Here is a 16,024-nt window from a genome sequence, read left to right on the forward strand (position 1 = left end):
TGCTCTAATGATCAGCATCTTCAGCGCGAGAGCTTCGCGACGAGTTCTTCCTTCTTCTTGAAAGCATCGGGTATGCTGGCGTTGGCGAGCGATGCGTTGCAATCGTCCAGCGCCTTCTGATAGTCGCCAAGTTCCATGTAGGCGTAGCAGCGATTGTTGTAGGCGACCGCGACATCGTCCTTGCTGGTCAGCTTGCCGTCGTAGAGGTAGGCATATTTGTTGAGGACGCCGAGAGCAGCCTGGTTGTCCTTCCTGCCAAAATAAATCATCGTGAGACTGATCGCCGCGCTGGCACGAAAGCCGTTTTGGGACGAGGCTACCTCAACCAGATCCTTGATCGCGTTTTCGTCGTCATGCATTTCCTGATAGGAGAGCCCTCGCCAGTAATAGGCGTTCAGGCCGCTGTCCGGGTCAGAAACAATCTTAGAACATTCCCTGACGGCTTCGGTGTATTGGTTCATCTGATAGTGGCCGTAGCAAAGATTGAGGCGGTTCGAAGCCTTTCCATCGAGTGCCAAGGCTGCATTCGCAGCCTCGGCCATTTCCGCCGGATGATGGTCCTTGGAATATATCTGCGCCAAGGTTTCATAGATGGCCGCGCGCGCCAGATCCTTCTGTTCGGGCGATGGGAAGCGGGTTGGTTCTAGATGGTTTAGGGATTCTTTATATTTGGCGATCGCGTTGTCGTAGAAGCCTTTATGAAGCCATGATCGCCCGACGAGTTCATCGATCATGAAATTATTTGCCACCCCTTTGTCCTCTATAAGGCGTGGGTCGCTGTGGTAGCTGTTTGCTGTCGCCTGAAGAATTTGGCCGGAATAGGCTTCTGCGCCCGATTGCTCAATCATCGCATTGACAAGGGATGAAACCGCTTCGTTCGTCTCGTATGCATCTGTCTGTCCGAACTGATCCAGGGCGCCGGCGATATTCGCTTCGAGCCCTGGCCTGACGGACTGCTTCATGGTGGTTTGGAAGCAAGTCGCATAGGCATCCCCATGCTTATCGGTGCATGCGGTATCGGCCGATTCAAGCAGATACTTGTAAAGCTGGAGCGAAAGCAGTTTCAAAGGAGAACCGTCCGGGGCGCCGGCGCCATAGTGATCGACGAAGGCGTACATCTGATTGGTGCTGCCACCCCATTTGGGCTGAAGAGAAGACAATGCAACGCCATAAGAAGGCATGAAGTCCGGATAGACGGCGACCGCGTCTTGGAGAGCCTTGTCAAGTTCTTCCGTTGCTCCGTAACCACGGAGGATCATGAGGCGAAGGTAAAGACCGTAGGCTGATTGCGGGTCGAGTACTAGGGCAAATTGGATATCGTCGACGCCCTTACGCAAGATGGCTGAAAACGCGGCCTGGGCCGCTTTATCCGTTTCACGCGTAAACCGGTGGCCCCGTCTGTGCCAGGCGAGATCGAGATAGTATTGCGCGCGAATGAGACGAGGAAGCGGGTTCAGCGGCGCGTGATCGACCCAGCTGGAGAGGCTGCGTTCGAAGCCCGGATCGGTCAAATCGGAAACCTTCTCGATGAAGTCCTTAAAGGGATAGAGCGTCCAGATCTTGGGGCGGCTTTCGGCCAGGGTGTCGGCCGAAATCATCATCGCAATGTTGAAGTCATGATGCTTGATGGCATCCTGAACGCGCTTAGCACGCACGAGAGGTAGCTTATCTCGCTGGCCGCTTGGAGCTGCCGGGCTTGGCATGGCGTTTCTGTCAGGCACGACATCGCCCCTCAGCGGCCAGTTCGCCGCCTGAAGAGCATCGCGTGCTCCGGGAGACAGGTATCGCGCACCGACAAACATGCCGCCCAAGGCGAGGACTACGCCGGTCAACACCAAAAGTGCAGGGCTGATCGGGCCGCGTTTCACCTGGATAGTCGTCATTTCGCACCGTTCCAAAGCTTAGGGTGCCAGATCGCGCTTGCGCGGCAGGCCGTCGCCAACGGTGCTGCAAGCTGAGATTGTAGGCAAGATATTTGCGATGCAGAGACGGACTATTCTTCAAGTTGGGGCAAATATTTGGTTTACGCGCGTGTATACGAACATATTTTCGCACGTCGGATAGCACCGGGCTTCCCCGGCTTAGGTCCGATAGCCCTCCGATCAGCCGATAGCCCATAATTGGGGGAGTGTTCGAGGCCGCCGGCATGCGACGAAGAAGGCAGACACCACAGTACCGGTCCATGCCGACCCAGGAACCGGTCCAATCGAAGTTGGACATCTACAGCTTCGGCCCGGCTCAAATAAATCCACTTTTCGGCATGACCGAGACCGAGGCTCGAGGATGTAAGCGCCAACGCCTTGCGACCTTCAGACATATTCTCGATGTGGAGATGGCGAATTTGCAGCGAAATATCGAGCGTCAGACCGGCGGTGGTAGGCAGTCTACCGCACCCGCCGGGATGAAGTCTAGAGCGTTGGCGACAACCGCGAGCCGCTGGCCGCCACGCATTGGTGCGGAGAGTTTGTCGGCATGGTTGCCCAGCCGGTATGAGGAGAGGCAGAGCCTCATGGCTTCCGTCCAACATCATCAGGCAACCGCATGGCGATCTGCACCGCGTTGAGCGCAGCACCCTTCCGCAATTGATCCCCGGCAACGAAGATCGCCAGCGTCCTGACGGACGGGTCTCCAATATCGGTGCAGATGCAGCCAACCAGAACGTCATCCTCGCCGGACGCCTCCGACGGCATCGGAAAATGATTGTTCGTGCGATCGTCGGCCGGCCGCAGGCCGGGCGCGGCTGAGAGCGAGCCGCGGGCCTCTTTGGGCGATATCGGCTCTGTCACGAGGAAGCCTTGCTTTGAAAACGAAACGGCCACGCCGTCGCAGGAAGGCGAGCCACCGGAAGGACAAGGTTTTGCCAACCGGCGCCAATCAAACTTGGGCACTCGACTTCATCCACGACCAACGGATGAATAAGCCGAAGGAGCTATTCCGCTCTTGAAATAAAGCGACTTTGGACTCGCGGCCAATTACACAATAATCCTGAGGCTACCGAATAAACCCGCGGGAACTATTCCTGATGTCCGTTGCTATCGCGCTGTTCGGATGGAGTGACGCCTATGCTGGCTCGGGTAATCTCGAGGTCTCGTCCCGTGCGAACTTCCGTTCTTGGCGCATTTTTGTCGCGCTAGAGCTTCGGATCTAAGGGCATGATTTTAAGATATTACCTTTAGAAGTTTGGCCGTCATGCCGCTGCATTGCTCCCAACCTTTTAGGATTCTGTCATGAAGAAAATTATCGCTTTGGCCTTGCTTGTCTTAGCATCTCCCCTGGCCGCACACGCTGCGACCCTGAAGTTCCCCAGCGAAAAGCCCGTCGCAAGTATTACTATTCCGGATAGCTGGAAGCCGGAGGAAACAGAGAGCGGCGTCCAAGGAACATCGGCGGATTCGGCCATCTATCTTTCCGCCGACGTTGCCAGCAGCAAGTCAATGGACAAGGTCGTTACCGACGCAGTCGATTTTCTCGCGAAGAACAAAATCACGGTTGATCCCTCGACCCGGAAGGAGACACCCGTCACCGACGTCAACGGCATGCAGATGACGACCCTCGAGTGGGACGGCAACGATGAAGACGGCCCGGTCAGCGTTGGTCTGCTCTTCGTGCAGACATCCGGTGACAACGCTCTCGTCGTAACCTACTGGGGAACCAAGGGAGAGGAAGACAAGCACGGCGCCGAAGTTCAGGCAATCATCGCGTCGATCAAGCCGATTGAGTGATCGGTGAGGATGCTGTCGGTCCGGTCGCCACCGCCGCTGGCTGGAGGCCCGGATCGGCCGCGGGCTTGTCTCCAAGTTAGTTACTGTCGGAGCACGAAGTCGCAGGCCTCGGGAAACTGGCTCGGCATCGCATCGGGGCTCGGGATAAGTTCCGGACCTGCACATCGACACACTAAAGGTGAAATCCAGGAATTTTCATTGATCCGACTGCAATGTTCGCAACGATTCAACCTGGCAAAATAGCGTATCGATAGGCGGATCCGCACAGCAATGCCGGCTAAGTCAAATCGTTGGATACAGTTCTCATAGTTAACTGCAAGGCGACGATGCCTCTAAAAGGTCCGTGTCGAAAGTGATGATGCTGTCTTCGTCTCGGTCACGACTCTATGTTCCTATTCGCAAATCATCTTTTCCAACTGGACCGCTCCTTGAGCAAGACCCACTAATTCTGTTGGGTCCCAAGGCTTCTCAGACCACTCAGCCTTCAGATAAAAGCCTACCGCGTCAGGGGCAGCATTAACGCGGAGAATGCGGACCCCGCGTCTTTTGGCCTCTGCCTCAATGAAATTGTTTAGCCTGAGACCGTATCCCTTTCGCTGTTTGTGCTGAACGATAGCAACAAGTCTCACTATGCCAGTTTCGCCCCGTTCATCCAGCCGCGCCACCCCGAGCGGCTCTTCGTTCTCAAACAGAAGGAAGGGTGTATTTCCATCGGCGCGATCATCCGGATGGTTCTCATTGTAAGAGATCGAATGCCGACCCGACGCAAACAGCACCTTTTGCCGAATGTCGTGCATCGCGCGCCAGTCGTCCGGTGTCATAACGGCTCTCAATTCATACGACATCGATCGTGCATCTCCTTCTTATATTTCTCAGAATATGGTGGTGCTTTGTTTCAAAAGGGCGCGCTATCTATGGCGTTCATGTTGACTCCCTATTGCGCTCAGCCCAAAAGAATTTTTTTGGCTACAGAAGGAGATAGTGATGGCTGACGAGAATAGCATGGCGCCCGTTACGGAGGCTGCGGATACGGTTGCGATAGCGGAAGTGCCGGCTGAGAAGAAGCAGCGCGCACCACGACGTCAAAAGGCAGCCGTCGAGGCGACGGTAGCAGCATCGACTGCGGAGGCTGTTAAGTCGGCGAAGGGTCGCAAGAAGCGTGACGAACAAGCCGGTGAACCGAAGCTGACGCCCGTCGAAACGCCAGTCGCCAAGCAGCGCAAGACAAGGGGCCCCAACAAGGCGGCCACAAAAAGCGGGACGGCAAAGCAAACCCGGCAAGCGGCTGGCACGTCTGCTCCGGCAATCGATGAGATCGCGGATCTCATTCAGCTCGAAGAAGAGAATAAGAGGCTTCGCAAGACCTTGGCAGATAAGCTGCGCGCGGAAAATGCCGACCTGCGCAAGCGGCTCGGGCTCGCTTGATCACCCGGAACAGTAGAGCGGTTGCGGGATCGACCGTGGCCGCTACTGTCTCATTGGAAAAGAAATTCCGGGGCTCGCGTCGTTGTTCCGGATCTAAAGCTGCGGCAACGTCGTGGTGCGGTTTGCTCGAGGTTGAAGCGCTATGAAATCACCATGGAAATTTCTTGTTCAATTGACGTCGCGGGCACGACCGGCGGAAACGCCAGCGGCTTCGATTGAGCATGATGCTAAAGCCGCGGCAATCGAAAGCGAAGCGCAACGGACGTCGGCGCTTCCGTCAAGCTCGACGGAAGCACCCGATGGGCCTCACCACCATAAGGCCCCAGCTATTGGTCCCGTGGCGACAACGACATCAATCGAAACTGGACACGATCTCGATGCCACGCCGGCAGCCTCGCCGCCAGTCGATATTGACGAGGGCCAGGCAGAGACGCCAGCTAAGGCCAGCAAGTCGGGTGCTGAAGCGCCTGCATTGGTGCGGCAAAACGCGACAAGCAAAAAATCTCCACGAGCACCGCAGGCGAAGCGGGCGGCACGCGGCGGGAGAACCCGCATCGATAGTGATGCCGAGCGCACTGATCCTGCGAATGAGGATCAAACTGCACAATCCCCGTCGCCGCCAACCTTCCTTGATGAAGTGGGGAGCTTGGACGACGAAGTCAGGCAGCTGAGACGCCAATTGGCACACAAGCTGCATTTGCAGAATATTCAGCTCAAGAAGATGCTTGAGCGCTTCGACATCTCGTGAGCGAGCCTCACCTTCTCAAGGATTGGACACATATGAAGCCACAGCAACGAACCTTCGTTGTCGAATTCAAATCGGCGCGCCGACGGTCATCGATGCGGCAAGACTCCATTTGGAGCGGCACCGATCTCAAGACCCTTGCGCGTGAGGCAGAAGCTGAAGCGCCGCATCTGTTCGACCCCAACACGGTGGCAACGACTCCGAGCCAAGATGGCGTGATGCCAGCGGAGTCAGAACCGGCAGTTCATCTCGACAACAAGATCGAGACCGTCGACGACAAACAGATTTCGGCGTCATTGACCGAGGCGGAGCAAAGCTCTCCATCGCAGCAAGACAATGCTCCAACGTTCAGCGCGGTTCCAGACGTGAAAGAAGTCCGTGCCGGACGAGCATCTCCAAGAGTGTCGCGGCGCCGACGCCAAGCGAGTGTGGTTCATCATGCCCAGAATGCGAAAGGTGCGGTCACCGAGCGACTAACCACTGCTCAAGGTGAAATGCCTTCCGATGAGTTGGTCGTGCTTGATGAGGAGAATCGACGGCTGAAGGGATTGCTGGCAAACCATCTTCGTCAACAGAACAAGCAACTGCGAGAGATGCTTGCGCGACTTGTCGGCATCTGAGGCTTCTTGTGGATCGATCGCCCGGTTTGCAATGCTCCGCCACCACGGGATTTCGGGTAAAGGCCTGTAGATTGGCGTGAAAAGAGTTGGCTACTTCCGCGGACTGCTTCAAGGCGTCGTGCGATCAGCTCGGATGCGTTGTGCGCAAACGGTCGCGCCATGGCAGCTGTTCGTTTTAACCGGAAAGATCCCACGCCATTCGCCGATCGCACCGACTGGACGAATAGCCGCAAAAAGCGAACCCCGCAACAGAGCGCCCATTCCGCTTAGGCCTTTCCGTCGGCATTCTTGCCTACGCCTTTGTTCGAGCAGTCAGCATCGCTCGCGCGCGCCAAATTGCCTCCAACGCAATCACCATCAACACCACCGCCGCGAGAATGAGAAGGTAGCCGCCGACGGCGCGATAAACGATGACGCCCAGGACGCCGCCGATCAAGAAAGCGGCGATCGTGTAAAAATGCAAACGGAGCTTGATCAGATTGTGGCGCGCTTCCGCCAGCGACTCGCGGCCGCACAAAATATCGAAGGCAATGCCGAGTTCGATTCCAAGGTCGGTGGCCATACCGGACACATGCGTGGTGCGCACTCGAGCATCGGAGATGCGGGTAACAACGGCATTCTGTAGGCCCATCAGGAAAGCCAGGCCGAGAATGAGAACTGGCACACGCCACTCCGTCAGCAACCAAAGATCGGCGCAGCCGAGAATGGCAAGCAACAACGCTTCAGTCAGAATGCTATAGGCGTAAATGGCATGGACGTTGCGCCGCCGCCCTTCGTTGACAATCAGCGTCGACACTGCCGCGCCAAACACGAACGCCACCACGATCCCTCCATAGAACAGGGCAGACAGCCATTGGCCCACGGCGAGATGATCGGAGAGCGTGGAGACGTTGCCTGTCATGTTGGCAGAGAAGAAGCCTACAGCATAGAAGGCTGATGCGTTCAATGCGCCGGCGATCGCGGCAAGCGAAGCCGCCAAGCCACGGTCGATCTTTTCATTGCGGTGAGAACCCTGTCTTACGAGCATGTGCTGTGAGCTATTGGTGAGATGACATTAGGATTGGTGGGAAGGCTGGGCTGCAGGTGCTTTAGGGCTTCTTCTTATCTTGGGGGAATATCTCATTGTTCGACTAGGCGCCTTCGGTTCTCCTGCCGGGGTTCTTGGCCATGCCAGCTCGCCATCCAGAGCGGTAACCGCTGACTATACATATCGGCGCTCGCCTGCCATGGCCGGCTCCTTTTGGTACCTGAAACAAGATCAACTTACTCCGAGGCATCGTGTCGTAACAAGCAGCTGTTCATGTCAAAAAGATGCTGACGCATCAGAATATTGATTCCAGACATCAATAGGCATATTGTAGACATCAATTATCAGAGCCTGCGCAAGTTAACCCGATGGTGAATCGTGATTACTGCCGCTCAGATGCGGGCCGCCCGGGCCCTTCTCGGTATCGACCAGCGTGCGCTGGCCGAACTGGCGGGAATTTCGGTTCCGACAATCCAGCGAATGGAGGCGAGTGCCGATGTGGTGCGCGGCAATGTCGACACCCTGATGCGTCTTTTGGCCGCGCTAGATGCTGCAGGCATCGAGGTGATCAACCAGGGGGCCGCTAGCACGGATGGCGGGCGCGGCGTCAGGCTCAAGTCGAATGTCCAGCCTTCAGAGAGTGGGACGGCGGAACCATCCGCGACCTTACCTTCAGCGAGGACGCCGCCATGACCCCGCTTGCCGGCTTGGTCGCATGCGTGGCCGCATTGCTTGGGACAGCGATTTTGGCGGTACTGACAGCCCGTTCGGGCCGATCCACGCCGGTCGTCTACGGCGCAAGCCTGGTTTTTTCCGGCATTGCCTTGATAACCGCGCTTGCATCTCTTGCCGCTGGTCTTCCTTCCACAGGCGCGTCGGCGCTTGTCCTTCCTGTTGGCCTGCCGTGGCTGGGAAGCCATTTCCGGCTCGACCCGCTCGCCGCCTTTTTCCTGACGGTTATCAATCTTGGCGGCGTCCTTTCGTCTCTCTATGCGCTTGGTTACGGCCGTCACGAACGCGCACCACATCGGGTTCTGCCGTTCTTTCCGGCATTCCTCGGCGGTATGAACCTGGTGATCCTGGCGGACGATGCCTTCACCTTCCTGATTTCCTGGGAGTTCATGTCGCTTGCTTCCTGGGCACTGGTGATGGCCCACCATCACGACGCCAGCAACCGAAAGGCCGGCTATATCTATATCGTCATGGCAAGTTTTGGCACGTTGGCTTTGTTTGTCGCATTCGGCCTGCTTGCCGGTCCTGCTGGCGATTACGGCTTTGCGGCTATCCGGATATCAGAACATCCACCGCTGACAGCCGGTCTTGTGCTTGTCTTGCTCCTGCTCGGCGCTGGGTCCAAGGCTGGTCTCGCACCGCTGCATGTCTGGTTGCCGTTGGCGCATCCGGCTGCCCCAAGTCACGTCTCCGCCTTGATGAGCGGTGTCATGACCAAGGTCGCGGTTTACGCTTTCATCCGCGTGGTCTTCGACTTGCTCGGCATGCAGGTATGGTGGTCTGGCATCATCATCCTGATCATCGGAAGCGGCACCGCGGTTCTCGGCATATTGCAGGCGCTGATGGAGAGCGATCTCAAACGGCTCCTCGCCTACAGTACTATCGAAAATATCGGCCTTATCTTCGTCAGCCTCGGACTGGCACTTGCCTTCAAGGCGAACGGCATGGGGCTGGCGGCGGCGCTGGCAATGACGGCCGCGCTGTTTCATGTCCTCAACCATTCCTTCTTCAAGAGCCTGCTCTTCTTCGGCGCCGGCGCGGTGCTGACGGCGACAGGCGAGCGGGACATGGACAAGCTCGGCGGCCTCATCCATCGCATGCCTGTCACCAGCATCGTCTTCCTTGTCGGCAGCGTCGCGATCTCGGCCCTACCGCCGTTTAACGGCTTCGTGTCCGAGTGGCTGGCATTCCAGGCTATCCTGCAAAGCCCTGATTTGCCGCAATGGGGCTTGAAGATACTGGTGCCGGCCGTGGGCGGTTTACTCGCCTTGTCGGCGGCACTGGCGGCCGCCTGTTTCGTCAAGGCATTCGGCGTGACCTTCCTCGGTCGTCCTCGTACCATCGCAGCCGGACAAGCGCTGGAAGTCGACCGCCTCTCCCTCGCGGCAATGTCTATACTCGCGGCGCTGTGCCTTCTCGCCGGCATCCTGCCGGGAATCGTCATCGACGGGCTTGCGCCCGTAACGCTGTCGGTGATCGGGGACCGGATGCCGGTGCAGACGGATATTGCATGGCTGTCCATCGTGCCGATTGCCGAAAGCCGCAGTTCTTACAATGGCCTTCTGGTCTTCCTGTTCACCCTGTTCTCAGCGTCGCTGACGGCCTATCTCATCCGCCGCTTTGCGTCACGGGCGCTGCGCCGGGCACCCGCCTGGGATTGCGGCTTTCCGGAGATGAGCCCGGCGACGCAATATACGGCGGGCAGTTTCGCCCAGCCCATCCGGCGCGTTTTTGGAACGCTGGTTTTCCGCGTCCGAGAGAGCGTCGACATGCCCGCGCCCGGTGATCTCAGGCCCGCGCGTTTTGCCGTCGAGGCACATGATTTGATCTGGGAATGGCTTTATCTTCCGATCGCCGGCGCCGTCGGCTTTGCCGCCGAAAAGCTCAATTACCTGCAGTTTCTCACGATCCGGCGCTATCTGAGCCTGGTTTTCCTGGCGCTCGTCTTCCTGCTGTTGGTGCTGGCGCTATGGTCGTAATCTCGGCTCTGTTTGTTCAGTCCTTGCAGATGGCAGTCGTCGTGCTGCTCGCGCCGCTGCTGACCGGCTTCATTCGTCTGATCAAGGCGCGATTGCTGCGCCGGCGAGGGCCTTCCATGATCCAGCCCTACCGGGACATCTTGCGGCTTTTGCGCAAGGAAGTGGTGCTGGCTGAAAGTGCATCATGGCTGTTCAGGGTGACGCCCTATCTGATCTTCGCCATAACCTGGGTCGCGGCGGCGATCATTCCGACCTTCGCCACTGGCCTGATCTTCAGCTGGACGGCGGATCTGATTGCCATTACCGCGCTGCTTGGCAGTACGCGCTTCTTTCTGGCGCTTGCCGGTATGGACGTTGGTACCAGTTTCGGTGGTATCGGGTCGAGTAGAGAGGCGATGATCGCAACGCTCGCGGAACCGTCGATGCTGCTGGTCATCTTCACGCTTGCCCTGATCGCGGGCTCGACCCAGCTTTCGACCATCGCCGCCTTCATGACCTCTCCGCAGGTAGGACTGCGCGTTTCGCTGGCAATCGCCTTGATCGCCCTTATCATGGTCGCGGTCGCGGAAAATGGCCGTATCCCCATTGACAACCCCGCAACTCATCTGGAGTTGACGATGGTGCATGAAGCGATGGTGCTCGAATATTCCGGGCGGCATCTCGCGATGATTGAACTTGCGGCATCCCTCAAGCTCCTGCTCTACATTTCCCTGATCGCCTGCATCTTCGTTCCGTGGAAACTCGCCGCACTGGGGGAAGGGCCGTCGGCCTATCTGGTGGGTATGCTCGCCTATCTCATCAAGCTCGCGGCGGGCGGCGCCCTCCTTGCCCTGTTCGAGACCGCGACCGCCAAGATGCGGGTCTTCCGGGTGCCCGAATTCCTGGGCGCGGCCCTTATGCTCGGTCTGCTCGCCACTCTACTACGGTTCGTCTCGAGGAGCTTGTGATGAGCGGGCCGGTCTTGGATATAGCCCATATGCTCGCCGGCGGCCTCGTGCTGGTCAGCATGATGATGCTCTATCAAGACCGCCTCTATGCACTGCTCAACGTGTTCGCGCTGCACTCGCTGATATTGACCCTGTCGGTGGCCTGGCAAGCGTTCGTCCAGGACGCCCCACATCTCTATGTCACGGCGGCGATCGCACTGCTCTTCAAGGCCATCGTCATTCCCGTGGTGCTGCATCGCATGATCCGCCAGCTCGGCATCCATCGCGAGATCGAGACCGTCGTCGGTATTGGCCTCACAATGCTCGCTGGCATCGGTCTCGTCGCTCTCGCGACTGCGGTGATGTTGCGGGTGACGCCACAGGCGGATCCTCTGGCGCGGGAGGATCTCGCCTTCGCATTGTCGGTCCTGCTGCTCGGCCTGTTGATCATGGTCACGCGCCGTAACGCCGTCAGCCAGGTTGTCGGATTCATGTCGCTCGAGAACGGACTGGTGCTTGCCGCGACCGGCGCCAAGGGTATGCCGTTGGTCGTTGAGATCAGCGTCGCCTTCTCGATCCTGATCGCCTTCATCGTTATCGGTGTTTTTCTGTTTCGTATCCGCGAGAGGTTCGACACGGTCGACGTTCGGGCGCTCGATGATTTCAAAGGGAGGAGACGGAAATGAGCGTGTTCTCCTCTGTATTGACCTCGGATGCGGTGACAGCCGTTCTCGTGATACCGATCGTGGCCGCCGCCCTCCTAGCGCTTTTGCCTGGCTATCGAATGACGGCACGGCTGAACGTGTTCGCAAGCCTGCTGACCTTGCTCGCCGCTCTGTCCCTGTTCGTCACCGGGCAGCCGGCACCCGGGCAATATCTGCTCGTCGACGATCTCAATATCGCCTTCATAGTCCTCAATGCCTTCGTGGGCTTTACCACCAGCATATTCAGCGCCAGCTACATCGCCCATGAATTGGAGATCGGCCGGCTGACCCCTGCAAACCTCCGTTTCTACCACGCCATGTATCAGATCATGATGTTCGGCATGAATCTCGCATTTGTGTCCAACAACATTGGTCTGATGTGGGTCGCAGTCGAGCTCGCCACGCTCACCACCGTGCTGATGGTCGGCCTCTACCGCACCCACGAGGCGCTCGAAGCCGCCTGGAAATACTTCATTCTGGGAAGCGTCGGCATAGCCTTTGCGCTCTTTGGCACCATCCTCGTCTATCTGGCGGCGCAGCCGGTCGTCGGCGAAGGTTACGATGCCATGGTTTGGACCATCCTGATCGAGCACGCCGCCGCCTTCGATCCGGCGCTTCTGAACGTCGCTTTCGTCTTCCTGTTGCTTGGCTATGGCACCAAGGTCGGACTTGCGCCACTGCATGCCTGGCTACCGGACGCGCATGCCGAGGGACCGACGCCGATCTCGGCAGTTCTGTCCGGGCTGCTCCTGAATGTTGCACTCTATGCGGTCTTGCGTTTCAAGATGCTGCTGTCGGCCAATCCCGACGCACTTGCTCCTGGACCGCTGATGATGACAATGGGGCTAGTCTCGCTGATTTTCGCAGCTTTCATGCTCTATCGCCGCCGCGACATCAAGCGCCTGTTCGCCTATTCCTCGATCGAGCACATGGGCATCATCGTCTTTGCCTTCGGCCTGGGCGGCCCCATCGCCAATTTCGCCGGACTATTGCATATGGTCATGCACTCGCTGACCAAATCGGCGATTTTCTTCGCGGTCGGCCACATCGCCCGGATAAAAGGAACGCAAAGACTTTCTGCCATTCGCGGCTTGACCGAAACACATCCGGGGCTTGGCTGGGGCTTGGTCACCGGTGTCGTCGCCATCGCCGGCCTGCCACCGGCAGGAATCTTCATGAGCGAGTTCCTGATCGTCAGCTCGGCTTTTGCGAAGCAGCCGCTGCTCGCCATTCCGCTCGTCTTTGGATTGCTGATCGCTTTCGGCGCGCTGCTGCTACGACTGACAGGGGCCGCCTTCGGACAGCCGCGCGGCAGCGTGATGCCAGCAGACGCTTCCTATATACCGATGTATGCCCATCTCGCGCTGGTGCTCATCGCTGGCGTCTATCTACCGTCGCCGCTGGTCGCCTGGTTCCAGCATATTGCCAACCTTCTTCGATGATGGGGAGGGAAGATGTCGACGCTCAACGATATGATCGAGAAGGGGCGCCTCGTACCTCATCACGCACCCCGGCCGCGCGCGATCGTTGATCCGATTGTATGGACATCGGCGGCTCAAGCGTTGTCCGAGGGGCATCTGATCCTGCTTGGTCTGTGGGGCGAGGGGAATGCGGTTCACATGGCTCTGCTCGATGAACTGGCCGGCATGATCGGCGTTCTCAGTCTGGAAGGGCTGGAGGGCGGAGGGTATCCTTCCGTCGCGCGATTGCATCCACCGGCGCTCCGGCCGGAGCGGGCGCTTCGTGATTTGACCGGGCTCGAACCGTGGGATCTGCCGGACAACCGGTCGTGGCTCGATCACAACCGCTGGGATTTGCGCTATCCTCTCGGAAAGCGGGGCGTTTCATTTGAGGGGACCACGCCCTATACCTTTCTGCGTACCGAGGGCGAAAGCCTGCATCAGATCCCCGTTGGCCCGGTGCATGCCGGCATCATCGAGCCGGGGCATTTCCGCTTCACGGCTAACGGCGAAACGGTGGTGCGGCTCGAAGAGCGGCTGGGCTATACCCATAAAGGCATCGAGGCGTTGATGGCCGGCGCGGACTTGATCCGCGGAGCGCAACTGGCCGGGCGAACGTCCGGTGACAGCACCGTTGCTTATTCCTATGCTTTTTCGCAGGCCGTGGAAGCCGCACTAAGGCTCGTCGTTCCGCCCCGGGCGGTTTGGCTGCGCGCGCTGATGGCCGAACTGGAACGGCTCGCCAACCACCTCGGCGATATCGGCGCCATCTGCAACGACGCCGCCTTTTCGTTGATGCTGGCCCATTGCGGCGTGTTGCGTGAGCACGTGTTGCGCGCCGCCAATACCGCTTTCGGTCATCGCCTGATGCGCGACCGTATCATACCCGGCGGCGTCACCACCGATCTGAATAGTGACGGGGCAGCCGGCGTGCGAAGCCTGCTTGCCGAAATCCGCCGCCGATTTCCAGCCCTGGTGGAACTCTACGACAACACCGCCTCGCTGCAGGACCGCACGGTCGGCACGGGTAAGCTGCGCATCGATCTGGCGCGCGAATATGGAGCTGGCGGTTATATCGGGCGGGCGTCTGGGCGCGGTTTCGACGCCCGGAAGGTCTTGCGCTATCCGCCCTATGACAGCCTGGTCTTCGACGTTCCGGTGCTCAACGACGGTGATGTCAACGCCCGCGTCTGGATCCGCATTCGCGAGGTCGAACAGAGCCTACTACTCATCGAAGGTATCCTTGACGGCCTTCCGGAGGGTCCGGTCCTCGATGTGATTTCTCCGGTCAACGAAAGTCGGGAAGGTCTGGCGCTCGTTGAGGGCTTTCGCGGTGACGTGTTGGTCTGGCTGCGTCTCACACCGGAGGGCATGATCGAGCGCTGCCATCTGCGCGACCCGTCCTGGTTTCAGTGGCCGCTGCTGGAAGCGGCAATCGAAGGCAATATCGTCGCCGACTTTCCGCTCTGCAACAAGTCGTTCAACTGTTCCTATTCTGGCCACGATCTCTGAAGGCAAGGATCCATGCGAAAGCTGCTCTTCGAAAACCTGATCCACCTGCCGCTGACGGAACCGGCGCCAAGTCCCTCCGATGCGGCGATGGAGGAGCTCGCCACGTCTGTTGACGAAGCCGCTCGCCAGCGCCTCGGGCGCAGTTTGTCGATCCGCGCCGTCGATGCGGGATCCTGTAACGGTTGCGAGTTGGAGATGCATGCGCTGAGCAACCCTTTCTACGATATTGAGCGTTTCGGCATTCGTTTTGTCGCCTCGCCGCGCCATGCCGACGTGCTGCTCGTAACCGGCCCGGTAACCAAGAACATGCGCGAGGCTCTGGAGCGGACATACAACGCCATGCCGGCCCCGAAATGGGTGATCGCGCTCGGCGACTGCGCCCGCGACGGCGGGTGTTTTGCCGGCAGCTATGCCATTATCGGCGGGGTTTCGAAGGTCGTACCTGTCGATCTCCATATTCCGGGCTGCCCGCCGTCGCCGACGGACATTCTCCGCGGTCTTCTTGCTTTACTGGAACATGTGAGCACGGGAGGCCGCGCTTCTTGACGGCGAGCTTCAATGGAACCAAGATCGCTTCTCGCTCTGTGGCGAGGTCGCAGCGAAGTCTTCGCTCGAAAACTTCGGCGACAGCCATGCCATCAGCGGAACCGCTGGCCTCCAGGTCAAATGGTAGAGTCGGCTAGGGCACGAGCGATCCTTACGCAGCACTGCCCAGGCCAGCCGCCGCGGGGTAGGAATCAGGCGACCAGCATGGGATCTTGCAGGCTCTGGGCGCCAGCAAATTCGGCGCTCTCCAGGGTCGCATCCATCAGTTCCTTCACGTAGGCGAGAGCAGATTTTGAGTCGTCTGCGCTGAGATGAACGTCGTTGCATTTGGCACGCATCGCTTTGCGGATCGATGAGAGCGCATGTTTGGCGGCAATCTTGTCACCCTCCTTTAACAACAGTCGGAGAGATGTCGCAGCAAGGACTTCAAGAACCGTTATTCGGCCTTCTATAGCTCCCATGGATGGAATGGCATGTGAGGCTCCCCCACTTTCACTATCACGCTTCGCATTGTACATTCCGCATTCCTTTTCAAAGGCTCTGGTAGCGCCTGTCCGGTCAAGCTCGCACGCGACGATCACGGATCCGAAAGGTTCGAAGCGAAACGATGGCACGCAGCAAATTTC

16 protein-coding genes are annotated in these 16,024 nt (G+C 58.5%); 11 read left to right on the forward strand and 5 right to left on the reverse strand.

Annotated features, from left to right (window positions below):
- Nucleotides 1–20: 20 nt before the first annotated feature.
- Both FHT28_RS08140 and FHT28_RS08145 read right to left on the reverse strand, forming a co-directional pair.
- A complete protein-coding gene (locus FHT28_RS08140; protein ID WP_168595955.1) occupies nucleotides 21–1,511 on the reverse strand; it encodes a tetratricopeptide repeat protein in 1,491 nt (496 codons plus the stop codon).
- A 996-nt stretch (nucleotides 1,512–2,507) separates the two neighbouring features.
- Complete coding sequence (locus FHT28_RS08145) at nucleotides 2,508–2,786, reverse strand: Asd/ArgC dimerization domain-containing protein (RefSeq protein ID WP_348644973.1); 279 nt, start codon at nucleotides 2,784–2,786, stop codon at nucleotides 2,508–2,510.
- Nucleotides 2,787–3,227: 441 nt separating this feature from the next.
- On the opposite strand from FHT28_RS08145, the gene FHT28_RS08150 reads away from it, so the two are divergent.
- Nucleotides 3,228–3,722, forward strand: coding sequence for a hypothetical protein (locus FHT28_RS08150; RefSeq protein ID WP_037191304.1), 495 nt, complete (start codon nucleotides 3,228–3,230; stop codon nucleotides 3,720–3,722).
- Between the two features lie 392 nt (nucleotides 3,723–4,114).
- Here FHT28_RS08150 and FHT28_RS08155 read toward each other — a convergent pair whose 3' ends face one another.
- A complete protein-coding gene (locus FHT28_RS08155) occupies nucleotides 4,115–4,567 on the reverse strand; it encodes a GNAT family N-acetyltransferase (RefSeq protein WP_168595957.1) in 453 nt (150 codons plus the stop codon).
- Between the two features lie 139 nt (nucleotides 4,568–4,706).
- On the opposite strand from FHT28_RS08155, the gene FHT28_RS08160 reads away from it, so the two are divergent.
- The 3 genes from FHT28_RS08160 to FHT28_RS08170 all read left to right on the forward strand — a co-directional run bounded on the left by FHT28_RS08160 (nucleotide 4,707) and on the right by FHT28_RS08170 (nucleotide 6,512).
- Nucleotides 4,707–5,147, forward strand: a complete 441-nt coding sequence (locus tag FHT28_RS08160; protein WP_168595958.1) for a SyrB-like regulator — start codon at nucleotides 4,707–4,709, stop codon at nucleotides 5,145–5,147.
- A 142-nt stretch (nucleotides 5,148–5,289) separates the two neighbouring features.
- Nucleotides 5,290–5,895: a hypothetical protein gene (locus FHT28_RS08165; RefSeq protein WP_168595959.1), complete on the forward strand. Its 606-nt coding sequence runs from the start codon at nucleotides 5,290–5,292 to the stop codon at nucleotides 5,893–5,895.
- Nucleotides 5,896–5,927: 32 nt separating this feature from the next.
- Nucleotides 5,928–6,512 carry a hypothetical protein gene (locus tag FHT28_RS08170; RefSeq protein ID WP_168595960.1) on the forward strand — a complete coding sequence of 195 codons (585 nt, stop codon included), beginning with the start codon at nucleotides 5,928–5,930 and terminating at the stop codon, nucleotides 6,510–6,512.
- A gap of 292 nt (nucleotides 6,513–6,804) precedes the next feature.
- Here FHT28_RS08170 and FHT28_RS08175 read toward each other — a convergent pair whose 3' ends face one another.
- Nucleotides 6,805–7,539, reverse strand: coding sequence for a YoaK family protein (locus FHT28_RS08175; RefSeq protein ID WP_168595961.1), 735 nt, complete (start codon nucleotides 7,537–7,539; stop codon nucleotides 6,805–6,807).
- A gap of 378 nt (nucleotides 7,540–7,917) precedes the next feature.
- Here FHT28_RS08175 and FHT28_RS08180 point away from each other — a divergent pair, with 378 nt between their 5' ends.
- The 7 genes from FHT28_RS08180 to FHT28_RS08210 are packed head-to-tail and all read left to right on the forward strand — an operon-like array spanning nucleotide 7,918 to nucleotide 15,398.
- A complete protein-coding gene (locus FHT28_RS08180; RefSeq protein WP_245297670.1) occupies nucleotides 7,918–8,232 on the forward strand; it encodes a helix-turn-helix transcriptional regulator in 315 nt (104 codons plus the stop codon).
- Nucleotides 8,229–10,250, forward strand: coding sequence for a hydrogenase 4 subunit B (gene hyfB, locus FHT28_RS08185; RefSeq protein ID WP_168595962.1), 2,022 nt, complete (start codon nucleotides 8,229–8,231; stop codon nucleotides 10,248–10,250). Before FHT28_RS08180 ends, hyfB begins: the two co-directional genes overlap by 4 nt.
- Complete coding sequence (locus FHT28_RS08190; protein ID WP_168595963.1) at nucleotides 10,241–11,197, forward strand: NADH-quinone oxidoreductase subunit H; 957 nt, start codon at nucleotides 10,241–10,243, stop codon at nucleotides 11,195–11,197. Before hyfB ends, FHT28_RS08190 begins: the two co-directional genes overlap by 10 nt.
- Nucleotides 11,197–11,862 (forward strand): hydrogenase-4 component E, encoded by a 666-nt coding sequence (locus FHT28_RS08195; RefSeq protein WP_047555566.1) that lies wholly within the window; start codon nucleotides 11,197–11,199, stop codon nucleotides 11,860–11,862. Before FHT28_RS08190 ends, FHT28_RS08195 begins: the two co-directional genes overlap by 1 nt.
- Nucleotides 11,859–13,322 (forward strand): hydrogenase 4 subunit F, encoded by a 1,464-nt coding sequence (locus tag FHT28_RS08200; protein ID WP_168595964.1) that lies wholly within the window; start codon nucleotides 11,859–11,861, stop codon nucleotides 13,320–13,322. Before FHT28_RS08195 ends, FHT28_RS08200 begins: the two co-directional genes overlap by 4 nt.
- A 12-nt stretch (nucleotides 13,323–13,334) precedes the next feature.
- Complete coding sequence (locus FHT28_RS08205) at nucleotides 13,335–14,852, forward strand: hydrogenase expression protein HypE (RefSeq protein WP_168595965.1); 1,518 nt, start codon at nucleotides 13,335–13,337, stop codon at nucleotides 14,850–14,852.
- A 12-nt stretch (nucleotides 14,853–14,864) separates the two neighbouring features.
- Nucleotides 14,865–15,398 (forward strand): NADH-quinone oxidoreductase subunit B family protein, encoded by a 534-nt coding sequence (locus FHT28_RS08210; protein ID WP_037191276.1) that lies wholly within the window; start codon nucleotides 14,865–14,867, stop codon nucleotides 15,396–15,398.
- A 191-nt stretch (nucleotides 15,399–15,589) separates the two neighbouring features.
- On the opposite strand, the gene FHT28_RS08215 is transcribed toward FHT28_RS08210, so the two are convergent.
- Nucleotides 15,590–15,916 (reverse strand): hypothetical protein, encoded by a 327-nt coding sequence (locus FHT28_RS08215; RefSeq protein WP_168595966.1) that lies wholly within the window; start codon nucleotides 15,914–15,916, stop codon nucleotides 15,590–15,592.
- Nucleotides 15,917–16,024: the final 108 nt, after the last annotated feature.

The sequence above is a fragment of the Rhizobium sp. SG570 genome (genome assembly GCF_012275345.1).
Classification (GTDB): Bacteria; Pseudomonadota; Alphaproteobacteria; order Rhizobiales; family Rhizobiaceae; genus Rhizobium; species Rhizobium lusitanum.